The organism is Streptomyces sp. ID05-26A (genome assembly GCF_033794685.1).
GTDB lineage: Bacteria > Actinomycetota > Actinomycetes > Mycobacteriales > Pseudonocardiaceae > Lentzea.
Map to the genome: position 1 here is coordinate 196,196 of NZ_JARAYZ010000004.1, position 26,578 is coordinate 222,773.

28 protein-coding genes are annotated in these 26,578 nt (G+C 69.6%); 16 read left to right on the plus strand and 12 right to left on the minus strand.

What is annotated here, in order from left to right; genetic code table 11:
• The first annotated feature begins 9 nt into the window (after nt 1-9).
• Entirely contained in the window at nt 10-2,496 is a 2,487-nt protein-coding gene (locus PV646_RS32140; protein WP_500346048.1) for a DEAD/DEAH box helicase, read from the plus strand.
• Between the two features lie 3 nt (nt 2,497-2,499).
• On the opposite strand, the gene PV646_RS32145 is transcribed toward PV646_RS32140, so the two are convergent.
• Nucleotides 2,500-3,813: a hypothetical protein gene (locus PV646_RS32145; RefSeq protein WP_500346049.1), complete on the minus strand. Its 1,314-nt coding sequence runs from the start codon at nt 3,811-3,813 to the stop codon at nt 2,500-2,502.
• Nucleotides 3,814-4,044: 231 nt separating this feature from the next.
• Here PV646_RS32145 and PV646_RS32150 point away from each other — a divergent pair, with 231 nt between their 5' ends.
• From PV646_RS32150 to PV646_RS32170, 5 genes are all read left to right on the plus strand, one after another.
• Complete coding sequence (locus PV646_RS32150; protein ID WP_500346050.1) at nt 4,045-4,332, plus strand: hypothetical protein; 288 nt, start codon at nt 4,045-4,047, stop codon at nt 4,330-4,332.
• A gap of 249 nt (nt 4,333-4,581) precedes the next feature.
• Nucleotides 4,582-5,475, plus strand: a complete 894-nt coding sequence (locus tag PV646_RS32155) for a LytR/AlgR family response regulator transcription factor (RefSeq protein WP_500346051.1) — start codon at nt 4,582-4,584, stop codon at nt 5,473-5,475.
• Nucleotides 5,476-5,519: 44 nt separating this feature from the next.
• Nucleotides 5,520-5,873, plus strand: a complete 354-nt coding sequence (locus PV646_RS32160; RefSeq protein ID WP_500346052.1) for a hypothetical protein — start codon at nt 5,520-5,522, stop codon at nt 5,871-5,873.
• A complete protein-coding gene (locus PV646_RS32165; protein ID WP_500346053.1) occupies nt 5,870-7,612 on the plus strand; it encodes a sodium/solute symporter in 1,743 nt (580 codons plus the stop codon). Before PV646_RS32160 ends, PV646_RS32165 begins: the two co-directional genes overlap by 4 nt.
• Nucleotides 7,613-7,625: 13 nt before the next feature.
• Nucleotides 7,626-8,801 (plus strand): sensor histidine kinase, encoded by a 1,176-nt coding sequence (locus tag PV646_RS32170; protein WP_500346054.1) that lies wholly within the window; start codon nt 7,626-7,628, stop codon nt 8,799-8,801.
• A 58-nt stretch (nt 8,802-8,859) separates the two neighbouring features.
• Here PV646_RS32170 and PV646_RS32175 read toward each other — a convergent pair whose 3' ends face one another.
• The gene (locus PV646_RS32175; RefSeq protein WP_500346055.1) at nt 8,860-9,636 is read right to left on the minus strand and encodes a transposase; all 777 of its coding nucleotides are present in this window, start codon (nt 9,634-9,636) and stop codon (nt 8,860-8,862) included.
• Between the two features lie 264 nt (nt 9,637-9,900).
• On the opposite strand from PV646_RS32175, the gene PV646_RS32180 reads away from it, so the two are divergent.
• The 3 genes from PV646_RS32180 to PV646_RS32190 all read left to right on the plus strand — a co-directional run bounded on the left by PV646_RS32180 (nt 9,901) and on the right by PV646_RS32190 (nt 12,938).
• Nucleotides 9,901-10,719, plus strand: coding sequence for a metallophosphoesterase family protein (locus tag PV646_RS32180; protein WP_500346056.1), 819 nt, complete (start codon nt 9,901-9,903; stop codon nt 10,717-10,719).
• A 2-nt stretch (nt 10,720-10,721) separates the two neighbouring features.
• Nucleotides 10,722-11,375, plus strand: coding sequence for a 4'-phosphopantetheinyl transferase family protein (locus PV646_RS32185; protein WP_500346057.1), 654 nt, complete (start codon nt 10,722-10,724; stop codon nt 11,373-11,375).
• Between the two features lie 84 nt (nt 11,376-11,459).
• A complete protein-coding gene (locus PV646_RS32190) occupies nt 11,460-12,938 on the plus strand; it encodes a glutamate-cysteine ligase family protein (protein WP_500346058.1) in 1,479 nt (492 codons plus the stop codon).
• 48 nt (nt 12,939-12,986) lie between these two features.
• On the opposite strand, the gene PV646_RS32195 is transcribed toward PV646_RS32190, so the two are convergent.
• Nucleotides 12,987-14,672, minus strand: a complete 1,686-nt coding sequence (locus PV646_RS32195; protein ID WP_500346060.1) for a cellulase family glycosylhydrolase — start codon at nt 14,670-14,672, stop codon at nt 12,987-12,989.
• Between the two features lie 158 nt (nt 14,673-14,830).
• Between PV646_RS32195 and PV646_RS32200 the strand changes: the two genes are divergently transcribed.
• Genes PV646_RS32200 through PV646_RS32215 form a run of 4 tightly spaced genes read left to right on the plus strand, consistent with a single transcriptional unit; the run spans nt 14,831 to nt 18,891 of the window.
• Nucleotides 14,831-15,892: an ATP-binding protein gene (locus PV646_RS32200; RefSeq protein WP_500346062.1), complete on the plus strand. Its 1,062-nt coding sequence runs from the start codon at nt 14,831-14,833 to the stop codon at nt 15,890-15,892.
• Nucleotides 15,889-17,505: a vWA domain-containing protein gene (locus PV646_RS32205; protein WP_500346063.1), complete on the plus strand. Its 1,617-nt coding sequence runs from the start codon at nt 15,889-15,891 to the stop codon at nt 17,503-17,505. The genes PV646_RS32200 and PV646_RS32205 overlap by 4 nt, the downstream gene beginning before the upstream one ends.
• The gene (locus PV646_RS32210) at nt 17,505-18,173 is read left to right on the plus strand and encodes a hypothetical protein (RefSeq protein WP_500346064.1); all 669 of its coding nucleotides are present in this window, start codon (nt 17,505-17,507) and stop codon (nt 18,171-18,173) included. The genes PV646_RS32205 and PV646_RS32210 overlap by 1 nt, the downstream gene beginning before the upstream one ends.
• Nucleotides 18,166-18,891, plus strand: coding sequence for a class I SAM-dependent DNA methyltransferase (locus PV646_RS32215; RefSeq protein WP_500346065.1), 726 nt, complete (start codon nt 18,166-18,168; stop codon nt 18,889-18,891). Before PV646_RS32210 ends, PV646_RS32215 begins: the two co-directional genes overlap by 8 nt.
• On the opposite strand, the gene PV646_RS32220 is transcribed toward PV646_RS32215, so the two are convergent.
• The 7 genes from PV646_RS32220 to PV646_RS32250 all read right to left on the minus strand — a co-directional run bounded on the left by PV646_RS32220 (nt 18,857) and on the right by PV646_RS32250 (nt 23,384).
• A complete protein-coding gene (locus tag PV646_RS32220; protein ID WP_500346066.1) occupies nt 18,857-19,660 on the minus strand; it encodes a hypothetical protein in 804 nt (267 codons plus the stop codon). The two genes, PV646_RS32215 and PV646_RS32220, sit on opposite strands and share 35 nt — an antisense overlap.
• A gap of 70 nt (nt 19,661-19,730) precedes the next feature.
• Nucleotides 19,731-20,069, minus strand: a complete 339-nt coding sequence (locus PV646_RS32225) for a hypothetical protein (RefSeq protein ID WP_500346067.1) — start codon at nt 20,067-20,069, stop codon at nt 19,731-19,733.
• Between the two features lie 11 nt (nt 20,070-20,080).
• A complete protein-coding gene (locus PV646_RS32230; RefSeq protein ID WP_500346068.1) occupies nt 20,081-20,647 on the minus strand; it encodes a TIGR03086 family metal-binding protein in 567 nt (188 codons plus the stop codon).
• A complete protein-coding gene (locus tag PV646_RS32235) occupies nt 20,647-21,057 on the minus strand; it encodes a type III secretion system chaperone family protein (RefSeq protein ID WP_500346069.1) in 411 nt (136 codons plus the stop codon). Before PV646_RS32235 ends, PV646_RS32230 begins: the two co-directional genes overlap by 1 nt.
• A complete protein-coding gene (locus PV646_RS32240; RefSeq protein ID WP_500346070.1) occupies nt 20,982-21,791 on the minus strand; it encodes a DUF998 domain-containing protein in 810 nt (269 codons plus the stop codon). Before PV646_RS32240 ends, PV646_RS32235 begins: the two co-directional genes overlap by 76 nt.
• Complete coding sequence (locus PV646_RS32245; protein ID WP_500346071.1) at nt 21,770-22,510, minus strand: SDR family NAD(P)-dependent oxidoreductase; 741 nt, start codon at nt 22,508-22,510, stop codon at nt 21,770-21,772. Before PV646_RS32245 ends, PV646_RS32240 begins: the two co-directional genes overlap by 22 nt.
• Before the next feature lie 16 nt (nt 22,511-22,526).
• Nucleotides 22,527-23,384 carry a LysR family transcriptional regulator ArgP gene (locus PV646_RS32250; protein WP_500346507.1) on the minus strand — a complete coding sequence of 286 codons (858 nt, stop codon included), beginning with the start codon at nt 23,382-23,384 and terminating at the stop codon, nt 22,527-22,529.
• Nucleotides 23,385-23,483: 99 nt separating this feature from the next.
• Here PV646_RS32250 and PV646_RS32255 point away from each other — a divergent pair, with 99 nt between their 5' ends.
• Together PV646_RS32255 and PV646_RS32260 are read left to right on the plus strand one after the other, a co-directional pair.
• Nucleotides 23,484-24,032, plus strand: coding sequence for a LysE/ArgO family amino acid transporter (locus tag PV646_RS32255; protein ID WP_500346508.1), 549 nt, complete (start codon nt 23,484-23,486; stop codon nt 24,030-24,032).
• 61 nt (nt 24,033-24,093) lie between these two features.
• Nucleotides 24,094-24,384 (plus strand): ribonucleotide-diphosphate reductase subunit beta, encoded by a 291-nt coding sequence (locus PV646_RS32260; protein ID WP_500346072.1) that lies wholly within the window; start codon nt 24,094-24,096, stop codon nt 24,382-24,384.
• On the opposite strand, the gene idi is transcribed toward PV646_RS32260, so the two are convergent.
• On the minus strand, nt 24,370-24,960 hold the full coding sequence (idi, locus tag PV646_RS32265; RefSeq protein ID WP_500346073.1) for an isopentenyl-diphosphate Delta-isomerase: 591 nt from the start codon (nt 24,958-24,960) through the stop codon (nt 24,370-24,372). The genes PV646_RS32260 and idi overlap by 15 nt on opposite strands.
• Nucleotides 24,961-25,065: 105 nt before the next feature.
• Between idi and PV646_RS32270 the strand changes: the two genes are divergently transcribed.
• Entirely contained in the window at nt 25,066-25,254 is a 189-nt protein-coding gene (locus PV646_RS32270; RefSeq protein WP_500346074.1) for an MbtH family protein, read from the plus strand.
• Between the two features lie 30 nt (nt 25,255-25,284).
• Here the strand turns inward: PV646_RS32270 and PV646_RS32275 are convergent, their stop codons facing one another.
• Entirely contained in the window at nt 25,285-26,556 is a 1,272-nt protein-coding gene (locus PV646_RS32275) for a YVTN family beta-propeller repeat protein (protein WP_500346509.1), read from the minus strand.
• Between the last annotated feature and the right edge of the window lie 22 nt (nt 26,557-26,578).

Below are 26,578 nucleotides of genomic sequence, written 5' to 3' on the forward strand. Positions count from 1 at the left end.
TCACCTGCGATGACTGCACTCACGGACCGGCTCACCTCGATCGCCGACGAAGACGAACTGTTCGACGCTTTCTCCCACTGGGCGACCGAGCGCGGCCTGGCGCTGTACCCGGCGCAGGAGGAAGCGGTCATCGAGCTCGTCTCGGGCGCCAACGTCATCCTCAGCACGCCCACGGGGTCGGGCAAGAGCCTGGTGGCCATCGGTGCCCACCTGGTCGCGATGGCGGCGAACCAGCGCAGCTTCTACACCGCGCCGATCAAGGCGCTGGTCTCGGAGAAGTTCTTCGCGCTGTGCGAGGTGTTCGGGCCGGAGAACGTCGGCATGATGACCGGCGACGCCAGCGTCAACGACCAGGCGCCCATCATCTGCTGCACGGCGGAGATCCTCGCGAACATCGCCCTGCGCGACGGCACCGCGGCCGACGTCGGCCAGGTCGTCATGGACGAGTTCCACTTCTACAGCGAGCCCGACCGCGGCTGGGCCTGGCAGGTGCCGATCGTCGAGCTGCCGCAGGCCCAGTTCCTGCTGATGTCGGCGACGCTGGGCGACGTCTCGTTCTTCGAGAAGGACCTGACCCGCCGCACCGGCAGGCCGACCGCGGTGGTCCGCTCGGCGCAGCGACCGGTGCCGCTCAACTTCCAGTACGTCTCCACGCCGTTGCACGAGACGATCGAAGACCTCCTGCACGGCCGTGAGGCGCCGATCTACGTCGTGCACTTCACGCAGGCCGCCGCTCTGGAGCGCGCGCAGTCGCTGATGAGCGTCAACGTCGCGACGAAGCCGGAGAAGGAGGCCATCGCGGCGAAGATGGGCAACTTCCGGTTCTCGTCCGGGTTCGGCAAGACGCTCTCCCGGCTGGTCCGGCACGGCATCGGCGTGCACCACGCCGGCATGCTGCCCAAGTACCGCCGCCTGGTCGAACAGCTCGCGCAGGCGGGCCTGATGAAGGTCATCTGCGGCACGGACACCCTCGGCGTCGGCATCAACGTGCCGATCCGCACGGTCGTGTTCACGGCTCTCGCGAAGTACGACGGCACGCGCACGCGCATCCTGAAGGCCCGTGAGTTCCACCAGATCGCCGGCCGGGCGGGCCGCGCGGGCTACGACACCGTCGGCACGGTCGTCGTGCAGGCGCCCGAGCACGAGGTCGAGAACATCAAGGCGCTGGCGAAGGCCGGCGACGACCCGAAGAAGCGCCGCAAGGTCGTGCGCAAGAAGGCCCCCGACGGGTTCGTGTCGTGGGGCGAGTCGACGTTCGAACGGCTCGTCGGCGCCGAGCCCGAGCCGCTGACCTCGTCGTTCCAGGTCTCGCACGCGATGCTGCTGAACGTGATCGGCCGGCCAGCCGGTGGCGCGTTCCAGGCGATGCGGCACCTGCTGGAGGACAACCACGAGGACCGCCCGAAGCAGCTCAGGCACATCAAGCGCGCTTTGGCGATGTACAAGGCACTGGTCGCGGCCGGTGTCGTGGAACGCGACGGCAACGACTTCCGGCTCACCGTCGACCTGCAGTTCAACTTCGCGCTGAACCAGCCGCTGTCGCCGTTCGCACTGGCCGCGATCGAGCTGCTCGACCGCGAGGCGCCGGGCTACGAGCTGGACGTGCTGTCGGTGATCGAGTCCATCCTGGACGACCCGCGGCAGATCCTGGGCGCGCAGGAGCACAAGGCGCGCGGCGAGGCGATCGGCGCGATGAAGGCCGACGGCATCGAGTACGACCAGCGGATGGAGCTGCTGGAAGAGGTCACGTACCCGAAGCCGCTCAACGAGTTGCTCGAGGCCGCGTTCTTCACCTACCGCCGCGGCCACCCGTGGGTCGGCGACTACCACCTGTCCCCCAAGGCCGTCGTGCGCGACATGTACGAGCGCGCGATGACGTTCACGGAGTACGTGGCGTTCTACGGCCTCGCCCGCTCCGAGGGCCTGGTGCTGCGGTACCTGGCCGACGCCTACAAGACGCTGTCGCAGACGGTGCCGGACGAGGCGAAGACCGAGGAGCTCAACGACCTGATCGCGTGGCTGGGCGAGCTCGTCCGCCAGGTCGACTCGTCGCTGATCGACGAGTGGGAGAAGCTCACGAACCCGGACGCGCCTGTGGAGGAGGTCCGCGTCGACCTCCCGCCCGCCGTCACCCGCAACGTCCGCGCGTTCCGCGTGCTGGTCCGCAACGCGCTGTTCCGCCGCGTGGAGCTCGCCGCGAAGCGCGACTGGTACTCGCTGGGCGAGCTCGACCACGAGTCGGGCTGGACGGCCAAGGAGTGGATGGACGCGCTGGAGCCGTACTTCGAGGAGCACAGCGACCTCGGCGCGGGCCCGAACGCGCGCGGCCCGGCGTTCCTGATCATCAACGTCGAGCGCGAGCGCTGGGTGTGCCGGCAGATCTTCGAGGACCCGGCGGGCGACAAGGACTGGGGCTTCAACGCCGAGGTCGACCTGGCCGCGTCGGACGAGGTCGGCGAGGCGGTCGTGACGATCACGGACGTCGGGCGTCTCTGACGGTCAGCGGGCGTCGAGGAGCTCCATCAGCCGCCGGGCCTCGTCCGGGCTGATCGGCAGCTCCTCGTAGGTGTTGCCGCCGTTGCTGACGCCCCGGAGCAGCGAGCACCGCGTCCACTCCCCCCGGCGGTACACGTACTCCTCCCAGGTGTCCCCCTCGACGAGCGCGATCGCGTTCGTGAGCTCGAGGGCTTGGCAGATGTCGGTGAAGATCGCGTGGTACCGAGGTCCCTGCCACTCGTGGCTCTGCCACAGCCTGCGCTGCGCGAGGGCCAGCCGGTACGCGGCGTGGTCGGCTGACTCGCCGGGCGAGAGCTCCTCGACCCACCGGCCGCGGTGCTCGCGCACGTCGGCCAGCAGGGTCGACGGCCCCCACACCAGGTCGCGTGTGAACGCCTCCTCGTGCTCGCCGTCCACCCGGACCACGGCGAACGGGAGGTGCGGCCCTTCCACGGACAGCACCCGGAAGCACCGCCGCGCGGGCTCGGCCGCGATGATCACCCCGGCCTCCTCCTCACTGACGGGAAGCGCCTTGAGGAGCGTGTCCTCCAGGCGGCGCAGCACTCTCGTCGGCTGCCAGCCCCCGCGCCCGGTGTGGACCTCCTCGGCACCCAGCGCGGTCCGCCTGATCACGGAGTGCAGGTACCGCGGTTCGGACTCTTTCCCGTCCCACAGCGCGAAGTACCGGGTCAGGCCGCGGTGCCGCCGGCCGCGCACGGCGACCTCGATGGCCATTCTCGCGTCCTTCGCGGCGTACTCGTGGACCTCCTCGACCCGCAGGCCGGTGCGACCGAGCAGGTCGGACGGCTCCCAGCGCAGCTCGCGCGTGAAGGCCTCCTCCGCGGACGGGATCTTCCTGACCACGGCGCGCACCCGGTCGTTCGACTCGTGCAGGACGAACCACGACGGCCGCGCGGCCGTCCACTGGTGACGGCCGAGCTCTTCCTCGCTGATGGGCAGCCGGATCGTCCCGCCGGGGTCTCCCGGCTGCCAGACGTTGTCCCTGCCGAGCCACTCCTCGACGCCGTCGCGCCGGCGCAGCACCGCGGTCACGGTGACGAACTCGTCGACGCGGTAGGTGGACGAGAGCACCGCCACACACGGCAGCCCGGCCCGTGCCTCGCGCATGGCCTCGTACACGTGGTCGTAGAACTCGTGCGCCGCGGTCTCCGTCACGGTCCACCCCGGCTCGGGAGCGGCGAGCAGGGCGGAATCGGCCCACTCCCCGGTGCCGGCGAGCTTCTGTTCCCGGTCGCCGTCCGTGCGCACGAGAGCGAGTGGAGCGGGGCCACCGTCCTGAATCACGAAATACTTCACCGCATCCCCCCAGATCGGCCGTGTACAAGTCATACCACTCGACACCGCGTCCTTTTCGGACTACCGCCGAATGTGTGCGCCAAGTGAGACAAGCGCCTGATGAGACGGAATGCGCAATCGATTGACCATGTGACGCCGTTGGGGGCAACATCATTGCAGTGGGCCACAGTCTTCGGGATATGGTGAGGCCCAGTGGCAAAATGGCTGGCGCGGCCTGTCTGGAGGACTGAAGTGGACCCGGCACTGGACGCCTTGCGCGACCGGCTGGCGGAGATCATCGAGTCACCGCCGGACAACACCGAGGAGCTCGTGGACACGCTGAGCGGTCTCGCGAAGCTCTCGAACCAGTGGTCCGAGGCGATCCAGGCGTTGCGCGCCCCCACCCGCAGACTGATCGGCCCGGCGGCCGCCGCCTCCGTGAGCGTGGCCGCCCGTCGTGCCGAGGAGTCGTTCATCGAGTTGGAGATCACGCTTGGTGACGCGCTGGCGGCTCAGCCGCGCGCGATCCGGCAGTCCTGACACCCGATCGGAGGGTTTCCGCTCGTCCTCCCCCTGGCGGATGATGCGGCCGATCGGCGTTTCCGGGGTCGGAGGGGGTGCTCGTTCTCGTGCACACGCTGTGCAACCGGACCCCCGCAGCGGGTCACCCTCCGTGAGGGGGCATGATCGCGTATCCGACGCCCTCGGCTCACCAGGCGCGCGATGACCGAACGTGGTCCAATCGCGCCACGTGAGGATCGGCCGTACACAGTTTGGACTCGATCTCGAATGACCTCAGGTCTGCCCTGCCCCATCTGCGAGGGGCCGGATCGACGTGGCAGCCTCGAGCGCTCGCTGCGGGTGCTCGCCGTCGACGACGAGGCTCCCGCGCTGGAAGACCTCACCTACCTGTTGCGCTCCGATCCGCGCATCGCCCACGTGGAAGCGGTCACCGACGCGACCAAGGCGCTGCGGGTGCTGCACCGCGCGATGGACGCCGGTCAGCCGTTGGACGCGGTCTTCCTCGACATCCGCATGCCCGGGCTCGACGGTCTCGACCTCGCCAGGGTGCTCTCGCGGTTCGCGCAGCCGCCGCCCGTCGTGTTCGTGACGGCGCACCAGCAGCCCGCCGTGGAAGCGTTCGAGCTCAAGGCGCTCGACTACCTGCTCAAGCCCGTGCGTCCCGAACGGCTCGCGGAGTCCGTGCACCGCATAGTGCACGAGGTCTGGGACTCGAAGACCGCGGCCGAACCCACCGCCCCGCCGCCCGCGCAGCCCACGAACTCCACGCCGCCGGAGATGGGTGACGAGGTCATCCCCGTCGAACTCGGCGGCGTCACCCGGTTCATCCGCCTCGCCGACATCCGGTACGTGGAGGCGCACGGCGACTACGCCCGCCTGCACACCGCGACCGGCAGCGGCCTGGTGCGCGCGGCGTTGAACGGCCTCGAGGAACGCTGGCGCAGCGCCGGGTTCGTCCGCATCCACCGCAGCCACCTGGTGTCGCTCGGCCACATCGACGAACTGCGCCTGGAGGACGGCCACCTGAGCGTCACGATCGGCGGCGCGGTGCTGCCGGTCAGCCGCCGGCACGCCCGTCACCTGCGGCAACTGCTCGTCCGCCGCGCCCGGCCCACACCGGTCACCGGGGTACTGCAACCGAGGAACGGGCTCGGGTCGTGACGACGCCGCCACCCCGGAGACCGGACCCGAGGCCGACTCAGCGCGTGGTGGTGACGAGCCCGCGCACGCGGGCACCCCGTGCGCGCCGCCCCTACCCCGGCACGCGCGAGATCAACGAGCAGAGCGAGCTCGGCGCCGTCTACATGCGCACGCTGATCCGCGCGCAACGGCGGCTGGGCCTGTCGGTGTGCCTGGTGGCGACCGGGGCGCTGGCCCTGTTGCCGCTGCTGTTCGCGATCGAGCCGGAGCTCGGCAGGTTCCGGATCCTCGGGCTCGGCCTGCCGTGGTTCCTGCTGTGCGTGGCGACGTGCCCGATGCTGCTGCTGGCCGGCTGGTTCTACGTGCGCCAGGCCGAGCGCAGTGAACGCGAGTTCGCGGAGCTGGTCGAACGTCCATGACGAGTGGGTACGCCATCGTGGCGGTGGTGGTCGTCGCACTGGGCACGATCCTGGTCGGCACCTACGGGCTGCGCGTCTCCCGCACGACGTCCGACTTCTACGTCGCCTCGCGCACGGTCTCGCCGTGGTGGAACGCCTCCGCGATCGGCGGTGAGTACCTCTCGGCGGCGTCGTTCGTCGGCATCGCCGGGCTGATCTTCGCCTACGGGCCGGACATGCTGTGGTTCCCGGTCGGCTACACCGCCGGGTACCTGGTGCTGCTGACGATGGTCGCGGCGCCGTTGCGGCGGTCCGGCGCCTACACGCTGCCGGACTTCGCCGAGGCCCGCTTCCGGTCCCGCGGCGTGCGGGCGGTCGCGTCGGTCCTGGCGCTGGCGATCGGCTGGCTGTACCTGTTGCCGCAGTTGGAAGGCGCCGGACTGACGCTGAACACGGTGACGGGCGCGCCGGACTGGGTGGGCGCGCTGATCGTCACGGTGGTCGTGACGGCGAACGTGATGTCCGGCGGGATGCGGTCGATCACGTTCGTGCAGGCGTTCCAGTACTGGCTCAAGCTCACCGCGATCACCGTGCCGATCGTGTTCCTGATCGTCGTGTGGCAGGTGCACGGCGCCGACTCGCTGACCGAGCCCGAGTACCCGATGTTCCGGCAGGACACCGAGGTCGTCTTCCAGCGCTCGACGACGATCCACGCCGAGAAGTTCATCTCCATCAGGGGCACCGGCGAGATCGACGGCGCACGCGTCGAGAACACCGTCGTGGTGCTGACCGAGGGCTACCACCGCATCGGGCAGGGGTCGGAGTTCACGTTCCCGAAGGACGCGCCGGTCCCGCACCTGTCCACGATGGAGCACAACACCAACGAGATGTGGTCGCTGCCGATGTCGAGCGGCCAGGACTTCCCGTTGTACGGCGCCTATTCGCTCATCATCGCGACGTTCCTCGGCACCATGGGCCTGCCGCACGTGATCGTGCGCTTCTACACCAACCCGAACGGCACGGCCGCGCGCCGCACGACGTTGATCGTGCTGGGCCTGTTGGCGGTCTTCTACCTGATGCCACCGATGTACGGCGCTCTCGGCCGTCTGTACACGCCCGAGCTGCTGATGACCGGCCAGACCGACGCCGTGGTGCTGGTGCTGCCGACGCGGATGATCGACGGCATCGGCGGCGAACTGCTCGGCGCGCTGGTCGCGGGGGGCGCGTTCGCGGCGTTCCTCTCCACGTCGTCGGGCCTGGTGGTGTCGCTCGCGGGAGTGCTCTCGCAGGACGTGCTGCGGCTGGGCGGGGTGCGCGGCTTCCGGATCTCCACGGTGCTCGCGGGGATCGTGCCGCTCGCGATGACGTTCGTGTCGACCGGCATGCCCGTCGCGGACATGGTCGGTCTCGCGTTCGCCGTCGCCGCGTCCTCGTTGTGCCCGTTGCTGATGCTGGGCATCTGGTCGAGTCGCATCACGACGGTCGGCGCGATCGCCGGCATGCTCGCGGGCGGTGTGCCGGCGTTGACCGCGGGCCTCGTCACGATGTTCACCGACACCGGCGACGCCTGGTACGAGATCCTGCTGTCGCGTCCCGCCGCGTGGACGGTCCCGCTCGGCTTCTCGGTGATGTACGTCGTCTCGCTGCTCACCCAACGGCACGTGCCGCCGGGCGTGCAGCGCACGATGGTCAAGCTCCACGCGCCCGAGAACCTCGGGCTGGACGGCTCCGGTCCTTCGTCAGGCGAAGAGCGAAGCTGAAGGGGACGCGCCCATGCAAGACTTCCTCACCGCCGCCGCGATCCTCATCGTCGGCGGAGCGGCCGTCCTCGTCCTGTGGCGGGGCACGCGCAACAAGCAGTCGCTCTCGACAGAGGCCCAGCGCGTCACCTACGAGACCCTCCACACGGCGTGGTCGGCCGCTCCCCCGCTGCGCGCCGGCCTGGTCCCGGACGCGGCGAAGAAGTCGGCGAGGCACCTGCGGACGTTGCTGGACACGCCCGCGCTGGCGTTGACCGACGAGACCGAGGTCGTGGCCTGGGAGGGCGTCTCCGAGCACCACGCCCACGAGGCCATGGCCCAGGCCGAGGACGTCTTCCTGACCGGCCGCACCCAGGCGTTCGACATCGGCTGCACCGAACCGAACTGCCCGATCAACTGCGCCGTCGTGGCCCCGCTGACCGTCGAGGGCCGGGTCGTCGGCACCCTGGCGGCCTACTCCCGTGAGGCCTCGGCCGGACTGGTGCGGGCGACGAACCAGGTGGCGCGCTGGGCTGCGGGCCAGCTGGAACTGGCCGAGCTGGACCGCTCGCGGACGCGCCTGGTCGAGGCCGAGGTGCGGGCCCTGCGCGCGCAGATCTCGCCGCACTTCATCTACAACTCGCTGTCCGCCATCGCCTCCTACGTCCGCACGAACCCGGAGCGCGCCCGGACCCTGCTGCTGGACTTCGCGGACTTCACGCGGTACTCGTTCCGCCGCCACGGCGACTTCACGACGCTGGCCGAGGAGCTGCGGTCGATCGACCAGTACCTGGCCCTGGAGCGGGCCCGGTTCGGCGAACGGCTGAAGGTGACGTTGCAGGTGGCGCCCGAGGTGTTGCCGGTGACCGTCCCGTTCCTGTGCCTGCAGCCGCTGGTGGAGAACGCCGTGCGGCACGGCATGGAGGGCAAGGTCGAGCCCGGCCACATCCAGATCTACGCGAACGACGGCGGCGCCGAGGCCCACATCACGATCGAGGACGACGGCATCGGCATGGACCCCGAGAAGCTGCGCCGCACGCTCGCCGGGCAGGTGGACGAGTCCGCGGGCATCGGCCTCGGGAACATCGACGAGCGGTTGCGGCGGGTCTACGGGGACGAGTACGGCCTGGTCGTGGAGACGGCGTGCGGGCTGGGCACGAAGATCACCGTGCGGGTGCCGAAGTACCACGCGGGCATCAACGGCATCTGAGAGCACGAAAACGCCGGAGCCACCCTTGCGCAGGGTGACTCCGGCGAGGTCGGAACGATCAGCCGGCGGCCTTCGCGGCCCGGCGATCGGCGGCGTCCAGCACGGCGCGGATCCAGTCGAGCTCCTCGGTCCCGCAGGCGCCCTCGGCCGCGGCACGGCGGAGCCGGACCCACAGGCCCATGTCGGTCCACTCCTGGAACCGCCGGTGCACGGTCGGCACGGTCACCCCGAACGACGCGGGCAGGTGCCTCCAGGCGCACCCGGAGGACAGCACGAACACGATCGCGGTGAACACCGACCGGTTGCAGACCCGGCCGCGGCCGCCACCCTGGCGGCGGACTTTGGCCGGCGGGATCAGCGGTTCGACCACGGCCCACAGGTTCGCGGACACCAGCCGGGCGGACAGCTGCTCGATCACGTCACCGCGGCTGGACTCGGCCGCGGTCTCGGGCCACGCGGAGGGCCGCATCCACGAGTCGCGGGGCAGCACGTCGGCGGGCCGCGGGTCCTGGCGGGCGGACTCGGCACGCTGACGGGAGCGGAGCAGGGTGGCCAGGGCCGTGTCCTCGGCCGTGGTGCGGCGCTGCGGAACGGCGTAGGTCTGCTGCTGGGCGTGGCGGGCGATCTCGGCGCCGACCGTGCGGCGGAACGACGGGTTGCCCGCGAGACGCGGGTCGACCGGCTGGCCGTAGCGGACCGGGGCCTGGCCCACGGCCGCCTGGCGCGGCGGGACCACCGGCTGACGCGGGGGTACGGCACGCCCTGGCACCTGACGGGGCGGGACCTGCCGCGCGAGCCGCGGGTCCGGGGTGCGAGCGAACTGTGAGTCGGTCATGGTGTGGTCCTCCGCCAGGACTTTTCCGTCAGGTGACAGCGCTCACAGTAAGAAGGCGGCCGGAAAACAGGTAAGTAGGTAGGCCATGAAAGGCGATGAGCGGCGGCACGACGGCGACGCACGGCCTGCCCTGTTGAGACGAGTGGCGCACTGTCTGCGACGAACGGATAACCGGTCGTGGTATCGCTCCCACGACCGGGTGGACCCCGGTCACTCCACCGGGCACCGATCATCCTTCGTTGACGTCCCGGCTACCGTCGAAGCGTGAAGCTCTTGGCCACCAGCGACCTGCACGTCTCCTACCAGGACAACCGCGACGTCGTGGCGGCGATCGCCCCGGCGGACCCGGCCGACTGGCTGATCATCGCCGGGGACGTCGCGGAGAAGTTCGACTCCATCGAATGGACGCTCAGGACGCTCCGTCCGAAGTTCGCGAAGGTGATCTGGTCGCCGGGCAACCACGAGCTCTGGACCACCAAGGACGACCACAACCAGTCGCGCGGCGAGATGCGCTACAAGCAGCTCGTGGAGCTGTGCCGCAGCCTCGACGTGATCACGCCCGAGGACCCGTACGTCACGTTCGACGGTCCTCAGGGCCCGGTCACTGTGTGTCCACTCTTCCTGGGTTACGACTACTCCTTTCGGCCGCAGGGTGCCACGGACGTGAAATCCGCTCTCGCCATCGCGCACGAGGCGGGCGTGGTGTGCACGGACGAGTACTTCCTGCACCCCGACCCGTACCCGTCCCGCGAGGCGTGGTGCGAGGCGCGCGTGAAGGAGACCGAGGAGCGGCTGGCGCGGATCGACGGCCCGACCGTGCTGATCAACCACTACCCGCTCGTCCGCGACCCCACGTTCGTGCTGCGCTACCCCGAGTTCGCGCTCTGGTGCGGCACGACGCTGACCGCCGACTGGCACAAGCGGTTCAACGTGGTCGAGATGGTCTACGGCCACCTGCACATCCCGCGCACGACGCACTACGACGGCGTGCGCTTCGACGAGGTCTCGCTCGGCTACCCGCGCGAGTGGAAACCACGCGGCACCACCCGGGTGAAGCTGCACGACGTGCTGCGGGAGTCGTGACCGTGCTGGAGCAGCTTTTCCTCCCGCCCATCGCGGTGGTCGAGCGGTACCACGACGACGAGCCGGTCGAGCTCTTCCCCGAGGAGGAGGCGCAGCTCGGCAACGCCGTGCCCAAGCGCCGCTTCGAGTTCAGCACCGTCCGCGCGTGCGCCCGTGAGGCCATGCGCGCCCTGGACGTCGAACCCGCCGCGATCCTGCCGGGCCCGAAGCGCGAGCCCCTGTGGCCGGAGGGCGTCGTCGGCAGCCTCACGCACTGCGCGGGGTACCGGGCCGCGGCGCTCGCGAGGAGCACGGACTTCGAGACGATCGGCATCGACGCCGAACCGCACAAGCCCGCGCCGGACGGCGTGCTGGGCGCGATCGCCATCCCTGCCGAGATCGCCAGGATGGCGGGACTGCGGGCCGCCGACCCGAAGATCTGCTGGGACCGGCTGCTGTTCAGCGCCAAGGAGAGCACCTACAAGGCCTGGTTCCCGGTCACGAAGCGCTGGCTCGGCTTCGAGGACGCGGACATCACCCTCGACGCCGACGGCACGTTCCACAGCCGTGTCCTGCTGCCCGACAGCCCGATCGCCGGGTTCGACGGCCGCTGGCTCGTGCAGGGCGACATCCTGGTCACCGCCATCGCGGTGCCCGCGGGAGGCCTGTCCGTCTAGATCTGGAACAAGACACACGACTGTCGGCTTGATCAATCATGGTGCACAGTGGTGGGGTGAACCCTCGACCGCCGGGAGGCCACCATGGGCGAGGACGTCGCGAAGCACGAGTTCACGCGCGAGGACCGCACGCGGTACCGCACCAAGGTGCGCCGGTGCCTCGACGTGTTCGCGCGGATGCTGCGTGAAGCGAGGTTCGACTTCGAGAGGCCGATGACCGGCCTCGAGATCGAGATCAACCTGATCGACGAACACGGCGACCCCGCCATGAAGAACCACGAAGCGCTGAACGTCATCGACGATCCCGACTTCGTGACCGAGCTCGGCCAGTGGAACATCGAGATCAACGTGGCTCCGCGCCGGCTCGCGGGCGGCGGCATCACGGCGTTCGAGGAGACGGTCCGCCGCAGCCTCAACGACGCCGAGCAGAAGGCGCGCGAAGTCGGCGCGCACATGGTCATCAACGGCATCCTGCCGACCCTGCGCACCAGCGACATCTCCCCCGACCTGCTCTCGGGCAACCCGCGCTACGCGTTGCTCAACGAGCAGGTGCTCGCCGCACGGGGCGAGGACCTGCAGATCTCCATCGACGGCGTCGAGCGCCTGCACCTCACGGCGAGCTCGATCGTCCCCGAGGCCGCCTGCACGAGCACGCAGCTGCACCTGCAAGTCAGCCCCGAGCAGTTCCCCGCCTACTGGAACGCCGCCCAGGCCATCGCGGGCGTGCAGGTCGCGGTCGGCGCGAACTCGCCGTTCTTCCTCGGCAAGGAGCTGTGGCGCGAGACCCGCATCGCGTTGTTCCAGCAGGCCACCGACACCCGCGGTGACGAGCTGAAGGCCCAGGGCGTCCGGCCGCGCGTGTGGTTCGGCGAACGGTGGATCAACTCGATCTTCGACCTGTTCGAGGAGAACGTCCGCTACTTCCCCGCGTTGCTGCCCATCACCGACGACGAGGACCCGCTGGCCGTGCTGGACAAGGGCGACACGCCCTCGTTGAGCGAGCTGAAGCTGCACAACGGCACCATCTACCGCTGGAACAGGCCGGTCTACGACGTCGTGCGCGACCGCCCGCACCTGCGCGTGGAGAACCGGGTGCTGCCCGCCGGGCCGACCGTCGTGGACACGCTCGCCAACGCGGCGTTGTACTTCGGCCTGGTGCGCGCGCTGGCGGAGGACGAACGTCCACTGTGGTCGCAGATGAGCTTCCAGGCGGCGGAGGAGAACTTCAACGCCGCCTCGCGCAACGGCATGGACGCGCAGATGTACTGGCCCGGCGTCGGCACGGTGCCGGTGGTCGAACTGGTGCTGCGCCGGCTGCTGCCGCTGGCGCACGAGGGCCTGATCCGGTGGGGCGTCGACTCGTCCGAGCGGGATCGTCTGCTGGGCGTGATCGAGCAGCGGTGCCTCAGCGGCGTGAACGGCGCCACCTGGCAGGCCCGGGAGTTCCACCGGCACTACGACCACACGCACATGGACCGGGCCGATGCGCTGCGCACGATGCTGCGGACCTATGTGGACCTGATGCACGCCAACGAACCCGTGCACACCTGGCCGCTGACGTAACAGAACGGGGTGTGGCCGCGCGTGCGGCCACACCCCGTTTCAGTCAGCTCAAGACGTCGGGAAGTTGTCCGGCGTCCGGATGCGCTCGCGCACCCACACACCGGCCGGCTTCAGCACGCCGGTGCCCGCGAACGTCGTGCCCGAGCAGGTGCCGGTCTTGAACACCGCACCCGTCAGGCCGTCGTCGGAGAAGTTCCAGTTGGCCCACGAGATCTTCTTGCGGGCCATCAGGTCGACGTACTTCTGCGACATGGTGAAGTCGTTCGACCCACCACCGGACGCGGCCTGCGTGCCGAACTCGGTCACGAACACGGGGACCTGGCTCGACACCTGGTCCAGGACGCTGAGGTACGCGTCCTTGTGGGCCTGGGCGTAGAAGTGGAACGAGTACATGAAGTTGGTCGCGTTGACCCTGTTGTTCAGCACCTGCGACGGGCTCTGGCCGTCGGAGTGGCCGAACGTCGACCAGCCGTTCGTGCCCGAGACGATGAGGCTGTCCGGGTCGATGTTGCGGATGACCGGGATCATCTGCTCGGCGTAGGACTTCACGCTCGCCCACGACGTGCCGTTCGGCTCGTTGGCGATGTCGTAGATGATGTTGGTCTTGTCCTTGTGCCGGTTGGCGATCTCAGTGAAGAACGTCTTGGCGCGGGACAGGTTGTAGTTCGGGTCACCGGGCGAGAGCTGGTGCCAGTCCACGAGGACGTAGATGCCACGACGCGTGGCTTCCTCGATGTAGCCGTGCATCATGTCGGTGAACTTGCGGGGGTCGGTCTCGTACCCGTCCTCCTGGATGTACATGGCGACGCGGATGAAGTCCGCGTTCCAGTCGTTCACCAGCGCGTCCCACCACTGGGACTTGGAGCACTGGTGGTACCACTGGATGCCGTGCGTGCTCATGCCCCGCAACTGGATCGGGTTGCCGTACTGGTTGCAGAGCTGCACACCGCACACCCGCAGCAGGCCGTTGATGTCGTGCGGCCTGGTGCCGCCGGGAGTGCCCGGCTGGGTGCGCACCGAGAGCGAGTTCGACGCGCCGGACAGGTTGCCCGCCGCGTCCCGCGCCTGCACGGTGAAGGTGTACGAGGTGTCCGGCGTCAGGCCGGTGACGGTGTGCGTGGTGCCGGAGGCGTTCTGCCCGTTGGACAGCACGTACCCGGTCACGCCCACGTTGTCGGTGGACGCGTTCCACGCCAGCGACACCGAGGTCGCCGTGGTGCCGGTCGAGCGCAGGCTGCCGGGGACCGAGGGGGCCACGGTGTCCGGCGTGCCCGACCCGGCGTCGACGTCGATCCGGTCCAGGTTCGGGCCGCCGTTGACCGTCGTCGCGACAGTCTTGATCTTGTTCGAGCCCGCGTTGAGGGTGACGGTCGTGGACTTGGTCGTCCACGTCGTCCACGCGCCCGTGCTCGGGAACGAGAGCTGGCCCGCCACCACCGAGCCGTTCACCGAGATGTCCATCGGGCGGTTCGCCGTCTGGCCGTTGGCGAACCGGAACGTGAGCGTCGCCGGACCGGCGGTGCCCGCGTTCACGGTGAACTCGACGGAGCTGCCGACCTCGTTGTCGTAGTTGACGAACCCGGAGCCGGTGAAGCCGGCGTGGTTCGACTCGACGAGGCCGTTGGAGATGGTCGCGCTCTCCGCCTGGTACTGGACCACGGCGGCGTTGGCTACGGCCGGGACGACAGCGATGGCTAGTGCTGCCGGGACGACCAACATCAGGGGTCTGGCCACAGGGAGCCTCCTGTGCACGAGGGGACTGCAGGGCGCGGCGGCGATTTAGTTAAGAAGGTTTCCTATCAGTGGTGGCTTGAATCACAGCACTAGACCTCTGCCCGTGTCAACAAATTCGGGCGACCGGAACAAGTCGGATCAGGCATCCTCAAGCCCTCATGCGATCCACAACCACCGTGACACCAGCACAGCTCCCGGAGGTGCTGCTGCACGTCGCCGTCGTCCGACCGGTCTTCCTCTGGGGAGCACCGGGTATCGGCAAGTCCTCGCTCGTCCGCAAGTTCGCCGCCGAACTGGGCCTCGAGTGCGTCACGCTGCTGGGCACGCAGCTCGCGCCGGAGGACCTCATCGGAGTTCCGGAACTGGTCGGTGGCCGATCCCGGTTCGCCCCGCCGGAGTCGATCGCGCGGCACGACCCCTACTGCCTGTTCCTCGACGAGCTCAACGCCAGCTCCCCCGAGGTGCAGAAGGCGTTCTACTCGCTGATCCTCGACCGGCGGATCGGCTCCTACGAGCTGCCCAAGGGCTCCATCGTGATCGGGGCCGGCAACCGGGCGGTCGACAACGCCCTGGCGCGCCCGATGGCGTCCGCGCTCGTGAACCGCATGATCCACGTGCACCTCACGGCGTCCGCGCGCGACTGGCTGGCGTGGGCGCGGGAGAGCGACATCCACCCGTGGGTGCTGGACTACCTGACGCAGCGCCCGGACCACCTGTGGAGCGCGGCGCCGAAGGTCGAGGAGACGTTCTCCACGCCGCGTGGCTGGCACATGCTGTCCGACGCGCTGCGCTCGTTCGGTGACGACATCTCCGAGGACCTGCTGGGAGTGCTGGCCTTCGGCACGGTCACCGCGAACCACGCCTCGATGTTCAAGGCGTACGTGAAGACGGTGCGCAACGCGTTCGGGCTGGAGGCCGTGCTGCGCGGGGACGCCCGCTGGCCGTCCGCTCCGCAGGACCGGGACCTGCTGTACTTCCTGGGCGAGGCGTTCCGCGCCCGGCTGGTGAAGGAACTGCCGCACGACAAGGCGCACGCGTCCGCGGCGGGCAAGCAGCTCGCGCACCGGGGCAAGGCGTTGCTGCTGGAACTGGCCGAGCTGTCGCTGGAGATCGCGCAGATGGTGATCGCGGCCGACGACGACGGCAACCCCGTGCTGCCCGCGTGGTTCCTCGTCGAGGTCACCCGCGACCTGCCCCGGCTGGTCGCGGCCCGCGCATGAGCAGGCGTTCGCACAAGGCCCACGCCGACCCGGCCGCGCTGGCGTTCGCCGCGGCGAACAAGCGGATCGACTCGCATCCGCTGTTCGCCGCGCTGGGCACCTGGGTGCGCCGGCAGTCCGATCATCCGTGGGCGGACATCTCGCTGGACGGCTCGTTGTTCGCCCATCCGACGAGGAGGGCGACCGACGACGAGTGGGCGTGGGTGTTCGCGCACTGCCTGCTGCACCTGGGGTTCGGCACGCACTCGTGTGCGGACGTGCTCGACTTCCAGCCCGCGCTGAAGTTCGGCACGCGCCCGTTCTCGTGGGAGCCGGACAGGTGCGTGCGCGGGGGTGAGTCCGCGAGTCCGGAGAAGTGGGCGCAGCGGTTCGCCGCCGGGCTGTCCAACGCCGCCGTCGCCGCGATCGACGTGGCGGGGGGCGCGCGGTCGTCGCTGACCGACTCGCGGCCGGTCAGGACGCAGTGGCAGCTCGCGCTGGGCTGGTTCGTGTCGTCCTACCCGCTGCTGGGCGCGCTGGCGTCGACGATGACGGTCGTGGCGGACGCGGAACTGGCGCGCGGCTGGAACATCTCGATCGCGGCGGTGTCCACGGCCTCGGCCGAGATCTACGTGAACCCGTTGGCGGGCCTGGCGAAGCAGGAGTGGCGGTTCGTGCTCGCGCACGAGATGCTGCACGCCGCGCTGCGCCACTGCGACCGGGTCGGCGGGCGGGACCCGTACCTGTGGAACGTCGCCGCGGACTTCGTCGTGAACGGCTGGCTCGTCGAGATGGGCGTCGGCGCGCCACCGGAGGGCGTGCTGCACGACCCGGAACTGCGCGGCCTGTCGGTGGAGTCGGTGTACGACCGGATCGCCGTGGACCTGCGGCGGTACCGCAAGCTGCTCACGTTGCGGGGCCACCAACAGGGCGACCTGCTCGGCGAACCCCTGCGCGGCCCTGCGGACGTCACCGGCCTGGACGAGTTCTACCGGCGCGCGTTGCTGACCGGGCTGGGCCACCACACGTCCGCCCGCGGTCTCCTGCCCGCCGGGCTGGTCGAGGAGATCCGGGCACTGGAGCACCCGCCGTTGTCCTGGGACGCCCAGCTGGCGCGGTGGTTCGAGGAGTTCGTTCCGGCCGCGGAGAAGCGGCGCACCTACGCGCGTGCGTCCCGGCGGCAAGCGTCCACTCCGGACATTCCGCGGCCCGGCTGGGTGCGGCCGGAGTCGCTGGAGTCGAGGCCGACGTTCGGCGTCGTGCTCGACACGTCCGGTTCGATGGACCCCAAGTTGCTGGGCAAGGCGCTCGGCGCGATCGCCTCCTACGCCGCGGCACGTGACGTGCCGGCCGCACGCGTGGTTTTCTGTGACGCGATGGCATATGACGCCGGGTACGTGCCCGTGGAGGACATCGCGGGACGGGTGACGGTGCGGGGGCGCGGCGGCACGGTGCTGCAGCCCGGCATCGACCTGCTCGAACGCGCGGACGACTTCCCGTCGAGCGGTCCGGTCCTGGTCATCACCGACGGCGGGTGCGACGTGCTGCGGATCCGGCGCGAGCACGCGTTCCTCGTACCGGCGGGCGCGCACCTGCCGTTCCGCGCCCGTGGGCCCGTGTTCCGGATGTCCTGATGGAGATCGCCTGCGACGAGTCCGGGTCCGAGGGCGAGAAGCTCGTCGGCGGGGTCACGGCGGTCTTCGCGCACGCCGGCGTCTCGCTGTCCGAGGCGGAGGCCGCGGGGTGTGTCGAGACGCTGCGCGAGATGATCAAGTCGCCCGCCTTGGAATACAAGGCGAACCACCTGCTGCGGACGAAGAACCGGTGGGTGCTGCTGTGGTTCCTCGGACCGGACGGGCCGCTGGCCGGTCGCGCCCGTGTGCAGCTCGTGGACAAGCGGCGGTTCCTGGCCTCGCGGGTGCGGGCGGAGTTCGGTTCGGTGACCGGGCCTCTGGAGCTCTACAACGACCTGCTGCGCGCTAGGGGACCTCGCGGGAACCTCGACCCCTTGTTCCCGGCTATCCTTCGGGCCGTGGCCCAGTGGGGAGGGCCGGTGTCGATCGTGCACGACCAGCAGCTGTCCCTGACCGATGGCCGGATACAGCAGCTCAAGAACCTGGCGCCGTGGCTCGAAAGCCTCACTCTGGTCGATTCGCAGTACGACGCCCGCGTGCAGGTGGCCGATTTCCTGGCCGGCATCGCGCGGCGCGTCGCGGAGGAAGAGCTGTACGGAAAGCCTGACCGAGAGGTGATCGAGTTGCTGATGCCGTTCGTCGTAGGACCGAGGATGTGGCATGCCTGACGCGATTTTCGCCGATCCGCGACTGGCCAGGGTCTACGACGCCTTCGACGGCCCGCGCGACGACCTGGCCCTGTACGTGGGGATCGCCACCGAGCTCAGGGCGAACAGCGCGCTGGACGTCGGCTGCGGCACGGGTTCCCTCGGGACGTTGCTGGCGGACGCCGGGCTCACCGTCGTGGGCGTGGATCCCGCGCTCGCGTCGCTGGAACTCGCGCGCGCCAAGGATTCCCGGGTCACCTGGATCCACGGCGACGCGACGACGCTGCCCCCGCTCCAGGTGGACCTGGCGACGATGACCGGGAACGTGGCGCAGGTGTTCCTGGGCGACGACTGGGAGGCCACGCTGCGAGGTGTGAGGGGCGCGTTGCGGCCCGGCGGGCACTTCGTGTTCGAGACCCGGCGGCCGGAGCAACGCGCCTGGGAGGACTGGGCGCGGGCGGAACCGCGAGTGCGCGGCGGGGTCCGGCAGCAGCTCGAACTGCTCGACGTGAGCCTGCCGTTCGTCTCGTTCCGGCACAGCTACCGCTTCACGGACGGGTCGGTGATCGCCTCGGACTCGACGCTGCGGTTCCGCTCCCGGCCCGAGGTCGAGCAGAGCCTGGTCCGTTCGGGTTTCGAGGTCGTCGACGTGCGGGACGCGCCGGACCGTCCGGGCAGCGAGTACGTGTTCGTGGCCAGGAAGGTCAGCGCCGGCCCGGTTTCCACACGACGACCTTGAGCAGCAGCTGTCCCTCCTGAGCCTTGTCCACGAGCTTGATCCACGCGACGTTGCCCGCCTTCGAGGTCACGCAGACGGCGAACTGGCCGGGCTTGAGGTCGCCCCTGTTCCACTGCGCCCGCGAGCCCCGCTTGGACTGCGTCTCGCACTGCTCGGCGGTGGGCTGGGTGAGCGGCGCCTCGGCGATGTACTTGCCGCCACGGGAGTCGATCTCGAAGTTCTGCAGGCAGTTCGAGATCGTGGGCTTGTCGCCGTCCGGTGCCAGTTCGTCGATGTTGAGCGTGCCCTCGAGGGTGGTGTCGCACGGGCTGGTGCCCAGCGTGAAGTCCGTCAGCTCGTGCAGCACGGTGAAGTTCGACCCGTCGGGTGCGGGAACGGGAGGGGCGAGTGACCCGCTCGGCGTGCTGGGGGTGGCGACGGGGACCGGCACGGTCGACACGACCGTGCGCGTCTCTGTGGTCGCCGTGGTCGCCGTGTCCATGAGGGTGCTGAGCTTCGTCCTGGGCACGGTCACGGCGATGGTGATCGCGGCCCCGACGGCCAGGACGATCGCGGCGGCCATCCAGATCCGGATCTTCTTCCTGGACTCCTTCAGCTCGCGGTCGAGCGCGAGCCGCAGGAGGGTGTCGGCGGTCTTCGGGTCGCTCTCGCCCCGCACGTGACCGACCTGCCGCACCACGTCCTCGGTGTCACCCTGCCGCAGCGCTTTCTGGACCTGGTCCAGCCGGTCCGCGAGGTACTGCTCGTCGTCTCCGCGCACGGTCTCCACGGTCGGGCACGGTGGCGCGGCGGGAGAAGCGTTCGCTCCAACTGTCCATGAACTGGCAGCGAACGAGGGATCAGCTGACGAGCGCCGGCTGTTTCCAGGCCTGCACCAGCCAGGGCAGGATCCGGGGCAGCCGGTCGGCCACGATGTCGTGCAGCACCAGCACCATCCGGCCGGAGTGCGCGGGCCCGGCGTCGAGCCACACCACGTGCATCAGGACACCGGAGGGCAGGTCGAGTCCCGCTTCCGCCTCCGCGAGGGCGGCGGGGGTGGCGGCGGCGGGATCGGCGACCACGTGGTGCGCGAAGCCGGAACGACACAGCTCGGGATGCAGTTCCACCAGGGACTCCATGGCGGCGGCCAGGCGTCCGACGCCCAGCCCTGCCCGAACCTGCACCGTAATGGCTCTCACATTAGGAGAGCCTAACCTAGGCTCCACCCAGGATTCCGCCCACTGAGTCCCAGGACACGGTCGAGCAGAGGCGCGTCCGAGCCGACCTCCACCGCCGCACCGAACAGCGACCCGTCGCGGTCGTCCGGGCCGATCGACGACACGAAGCCGTGGACGACCTGGAGCAGGCCTTCGTCGACCTCGAACGGCTGCCCGGTCGCCTTCGCCAGGTCCCAGCCGTGCAGCACGATCTCGTCGAGCGCCACGGCGGCCGCGACCTCACCGGGCAGGTCGACGCCACCCGCGCGAGTCATGCCCTCCCACGCTTCGGGCGCGCGCCAGGCCGTCGCGAGGTCGGCCAGCCGCGCCGGCACGGACTCGCGGAAGTCGATCGGCAGCCGGGCCGCGTCGCCGGAAGCGGTGCCCTCCAACGGGGTCTTGCGCGCCGCCATCGTGAACGCGACCGCCAGGCCGTTCACGTGGTCCAGCAGGTCACCGACCGTGTAGTCGGGACACGGGGTCGACGCCTTCAGGTCGCCGTCCGTCACGTTTCGCACCAGGCCCGCGAGCTGATCAGCCGCAGGAGTCAGGTCGAACATCAGTAGCCGTCGCCTCCCCAGAACTGTTCTTCCAACGTGTCCGCGGTACCGGCGAGCAGCTGGAGCGGGTCGGTGAACTCGTGGATGTCGAGGTCCTTGAGCGGCAGCGAGTGCCGCACCACGACGTGCTCCCCCATGATCGCGAGACCGCACGCGACGGTGGAGTTGCCCACCTCCTCCAGGACGGCTCGGAGGTCCACCTGCGACGCCAGCCCGCACGGGGAGGCGATCTGCACCCACTCGTGCATCTTGTCGAGCACTTCCCGGACGATGATCACGACCTGCGTGCGGTCGTCCTCGTCCTCCTCCACGTCCCCGAAGGTGAAGAGGACCCTCAGCTCCTCGCCCTGGTCCTCGATGACGTCGTACTCGGCGCGGATGTAATCCGCGAGGTCTCCCCAACTCGCCATGGCGCAACCCTACTGGCCGCGACGGCCCACAGCCCGACCACGAGCACGGCGCCGACCTCGGCGATGAGCAAGATCCTCTCGATGTACCCCAACGGGAACACGCGCCACCACCGAACGTCGGAGACCATGCCCAGCACAATGGCGTACAGCAGCGGCATGAATGCGACAACGCTCAACAAACCGGACGCCATCGTCCATCTGGCGTGTCGCCCCCACACGTGATCCCTGAGCCACGGCCGGGCGAGCGCGATGATCGCGATCGGCAGGCTCACGAACGCGACCATGCTGCCGAACCGGTGGATGCTGCCGCTGAGCTCGTTGGTGCCCAGCGCCCAGTTGGTCTTCGGGAACGCCACCACGAGGAACAGGCCGGCGGACCACAGGGCGAGCGCGATCGACCCGGCCGACCGCCACTTCGCCAGCCCCTTGTGGATCAGCACACCGAGGATCGCGAGAGAACCGACGGCCAGCAGCAGCACGGCGACGTCGAACACCGGGCGGTAGTCGCCCAGCGCGTACTCGCTGATCGTGCGGCGCAGCGGCCCGACCGTCAGGTCCAGCGCGCCGACCATGGCGATCGTCGCGACGACGGCGAGGGAACCGCCGGCGGCGGCTAGTCGAGGTATCAGCACATATCGGACAACGCCCAGGCCGGTGCGCCGGGTTCCTGGGTTCAGCAACCCGACAGGTTCCGCCCAGGAACCGGACAGCTTCAGCTCAGAACGCTCCCGCACGTGATGTTGACCTGCGCTCCCGTGATCGTGCGGCCCCAGTCCGAGGCCGCGAACACCGCCGCCCTGCCGACGTCCTCCAGGGTCGCCGCCCTGCCGAGCGCCGTCTGGCCGACGATGTCGGGTTCGACCTGGTCGCGGAAGGTCCCGGGGACGGACTCCGGGATGCCGCCGGTCTGCAGCGTCACCGTCCGGACGCCGTGCGGGCCCAACTCGGCGGCGATCTGCCGGCGCATCGCCTCGACCGCGTCGAACGCCGTGACCAGGCCACCCAGCTGCCAGCGCCGGTGCACCCGCCCGTCACTCGTGCCGCCGAAGAACAGGATGACTCCCCCGCCCTGCCTGATCATGTGCCGGGCGGCGGCGCGGGCGGTGAGGAACTTCGAGCGGACGTTGGTGACGACCGGGCTCAGGTAGTCGTCGACGCTCATCTCGTGCAGCGGTGTGCCCTGGACGTCGTTGTCGGAGATGACGTTGACCGAGATGTCGATCCGGTCGAGCGTCGCCGCGTGCTCGTCCACGCTCCGTTCGTCCAGCGCGTCGACCACGGCGTACTCGACGCCCAGTTCCCCGGCCTTGGCCTTGAGCGACGCCTCGGTGCGGGCAGCCAGGTGGACCTCGGCTCCCGCCTGCGCGAACGCCCTCGCGATCGCGCCGCCGATCGTGCCCGCGCCGTAGATGACCGCGATCTTCCCGTTGAGGTTCATCGGTTCGCCCGTCATGCCTGGAGGCTAATCGCTACCGCAGCGCCACGCGCGCTTCAGCGGCCACCGCCTCGGCGACCGCGGTCAGCGCCGGCGAGTCGAGCTTCCACTGCTGCCAGTAGAGCGGCACCGAGATCGTGCGACCCGGCGCGAGGTCGACCAGGCCCGCCTGGAGTTGTTGCGGTGGCACCATTCCCCAGCCGAGGCCGGTCACGATCGCCCGCACGTACACCTCGGACGACGGGACGTGGTGGCGGTGTTCCGAGGCGCCGCGGCCACGGGTCAGCGTGCGCACGAACCGGTCCTGGAGGTCGTCGTTGCGGTCGAACACGATCACCGGCGCCTTCGGCAACCACGACTTGAGCGGACCGTCCTCATGCTGATCCACAAAGGACTGAGAGGCCATTGCCGCGTAACGGATCTCGCCGAGCTTGGTGACCGAGCAGCCCGCCACCGGTTCGCGTGAGGACGTCACCGCCGCCATCACCAGGCCCTGCCTCAGCAACGCCGTCGTGTGGTCCTGGTCCTCGCGGTGCAGGTCGAACGAGATCCTGAGCTCCGGCGAGACCCGGTGCAGGGCGGGCAGGAACCACGTGGCGAGCGAGTCGGCGTTCACCGCGATCGGCACCCGCACCACGGCGTCCTCGCCGAGCGCCGCGTCCAGGTCCTGGTCCAGGGCGAGCAGTTGCCGACCGTAGCGGACGATCGCCTCGCCCGACGGGGTCAGCCGCACCGGGCGGGCCCGCACCAGCAGCACACGGCCGGTTCGTTGCTCCAACGCCTTGATGCGTTGCGAGACAGCGGAAGGCGTGACGTGCAACGCGGTGGCGGCAGCGTCGAACGTGCCCGCGTCGACGACCGCGAGCAACGTCCGCACCAGGTCCAGGTCCATCACGAGCGCTAATGATACGTAAGAATCTTTAGCTGGTCTCATCAAGAGCGCGTCAATACCGTCGACCGCGTGACAGACCTGCTGCTCGGCTTCGGCACCATGATCACCCTCATCGTCGCGATCGGCGCGCAGAACGCTTTCGTGCTGCGCCAAGGCCTTCGGCGCCACGCGGTCGCGCAGGTCGTCGCCGTGTGCGCGATCTCGGACGCGATCCTGGTCGCGGTGGGCGTCGCCGGGTTCGGCGCGATCGTGAAGGCCTTCCCCGCCGCGATCACCGTGGCAGCGGTCGTCGGCGGGCTTTTCCTGTTGGGATACGGGTTTCTAGCGGCACGAAGGGCGTTCAGGCCGTCAGCGCTGAACGCCGCGCCGGAGACCAGCAGCCGGCCCGTGCTGACCGCGCTGGCGCTGACGTGGCTCAACCCGCACGTGTACCTCGACACCCTGCTGCTGCTCGGGTCGATCGCGGCCGGCCGGTGGCTGTTCGGGGTCGGCGCGGTGACCGCGAGCATCACCTGGTTCGTCGCACTCGGGTACGGCGCGCGACTGCTCAGCCCGCTGTTCGCGAAGCCCCGCTCGTGGCGGGTGCTCGACGGCCTCATCGCCGCCGTGATGATCACTCTCGGGGCGACCCTGATCGCCGGGTGGTGATCATCACCAGCACCGAAGACGACCCGAGGCCGAGATCGAGAACCCGCACCTGTGAAACGACGTGTTCCAGAAGGAGGTGCGGACCATGCTCGCGGAGAGGTGTGAGCTGGAGATCGCGTACGGCCGCGACACCATGCCGAACGGCATCCTGGGGCTGAACGCCGAGCCGTGCGAGCGGTACATGCGGTTCATCACGAACCGCCGGTGCGCACAGCTCGGCCTGGAGCCGGTGTGGGAGACGACGGAGAACCCGTTCCCGTGGATGTCGGAGATGATGGATCTGAAGAAGGAGAAGAACTTCTTCGAGACCCGCGTCATCGAGTACCGGAACGGCGGATCACTGGAGTGGTGACAGCACCACGGCTTCAGGAAGCCCGGCCCGGTCCGCGACAGGCCACGCCAGCGGATCGGGCCCGAGCCGCACGAGCTCGGCGACCTGGAGCTTCGACCACGGCGAGATCTCGCGCGTGCCGTCGAGCACAGAAGCCGCGAACGAAGCCCACGGAACCCGTTCGGTCGAGTCGACCTCGTCCGGGTTCGGCTCCGGCTCGTCGTCGGTGAGGACGCGGAACACCGGGCACATCTCGTTCTCGACGACGCCGTCCATGACCGCGCGGTAGCGGAAGGCGGGCAGGAGCAGTTCGGCGGAGGAGACCTTCATGCCGAGCTCGTCCCGCAGGCGCCGCAGCACGGCCTGCTCCATGTCCTCGGCGGGCAACGGGTGGCCGCAGCAGGTGTTCGTCCACAGTCCGGGGAAGGTCTTCTTGTGCAGGGCCCGGCGGGTGAGGATCGTGTTGCCGGCCGAGTCGAAGACGTAGCTCGAGAACGCCAGGTGCAGCGGGGTGTCCGCGTGGTGCACCACTGCCTTGTCCTCGACGCCGATGGCCGAACCGTCCTCGGCCAGGAGGACCACCTGTTCCACAGTCACGGGCACCACGTAATCACACGCGGGCGGAGATCGGGAACCGCGCGGTCGGGTGAGCTTGAGCGTGGAGATAGCCGGACCCTAGGTGGCGCAGGTCACTCTGGGGACATGACATCCCCGTTAGCTCAGGCTCACACCATGTTCCTGGTGCTGGTCAGCCCGACGGGCCAGTACTCGATCTGGCCCGCGGTGCTGCAGGTGCCCGCCGGCTGGCAGGTCGTTCACGGAGTCGCGTCCAGGCAGTCCTGTGCGGACTACGTGGACGCGCTCCGCATCGACGTGCCGATGGCGGCTTAGCGAAGTTCTGCCACCACCGACCTACTTCTTCTACAGCAGGGTGATGTACCCGTGCGACGAGGCGCCACCGTGCTCGTTGTTGCCCGCGTACGAGGCCGTGAAGCCCTGCAGCAGTGTGGACAGGCCGACCAGCAGTGACGCCTGCGCGTCACAGGTGGCCTTGCCGGACGAGTTGGTCGTCGCGGTGCAGAGCGGGTTGCCCTTCACCGTGCGGAAGACGACCTGCTGCCCGGCGACCGGTGCCCCGGTGTGCTTGTCGGTCAGCGTCGCGTCGAGCGAGCGGACCGTGAAACCGAGGAGCCGCAACTGCAGCTGGGCGGACCCGGCCGCGAGCTTCGACGTGGCGGGCGGCACGAAGTTGATCGCGATGCCCACCGGGCGCTGGCCGACGGCGATGGTGCCGGTGACCGTGTCGGACGCCGTGTCGATGACCGACACCGTGTTGCTGTTGAAGTTCGTCACGTAGGCCGACGCGCCGTCCGGCGTGAGGGCCACGCTGATCGGGCGGTCGCCGACGCCGATCTTGCGCAGTTCGGTCATCGTCGTGAGGTCCACGACGGACACCGAGTCGAACTCGCTGTTCGTCACGTACGCACGGGTTCCGTTGGGCGCCAACGCGATGCCGTGCGGCGTGAAGCCGACGGCGGCGGTGCCGACGACGGTGCGCGAGGCGACGTCGATGGCGGAGACGCTGTCCGAACCCTTGTTGACCACGTACATCCGCTTGCCGTCGGCCGATGCCGCGATCGCGGTGGCCGCGTTGCCCACCGGGATCGTGGCGACGACGGTGTTGGACGTCGTGTCGATGACCGAGACCTTGCCCGGACCGGGGAGGTCGTGCGTGACGTAGACGGCGGAACCGTCCCTCGTCACGACGACGCCGTCGGCGTTCGAGCCGACCGTGACGGTCGCGGTGACCGTGAGCGTGGCCGTGTCGACCACGGACACCGTGCCGTCGAGGTAGTTGGTGACGTAGGCGAAGCCGCCACCGGGGGCGACCGCGACGCCCGCCGGGTGGAGCCCGACGGGAACGGACTTGTCGACCGTGTTGGTCGGCGTGTCGATGACCGTCAGCGTGTTCTGCACGGAGTTCGTCACGTAACCGCGGGTCCCGTCGAACGCGACCGCTGCCATGTACGGCGAGTTGCCGCCGCTGTCAGCGATCGTCGTGGACACCGCGTTCGTGGCCGTGTCGATCACCGACACCCCGCCGCCGTTGTTGGCGACGTAACCGAGGACCCGGCCGGCGGGAGCCGCCTGGGCCGGGGTCACCACCAGTGCCGAGGTGATGGCAACCGCCATCACCAATGGACGCAACCGCATG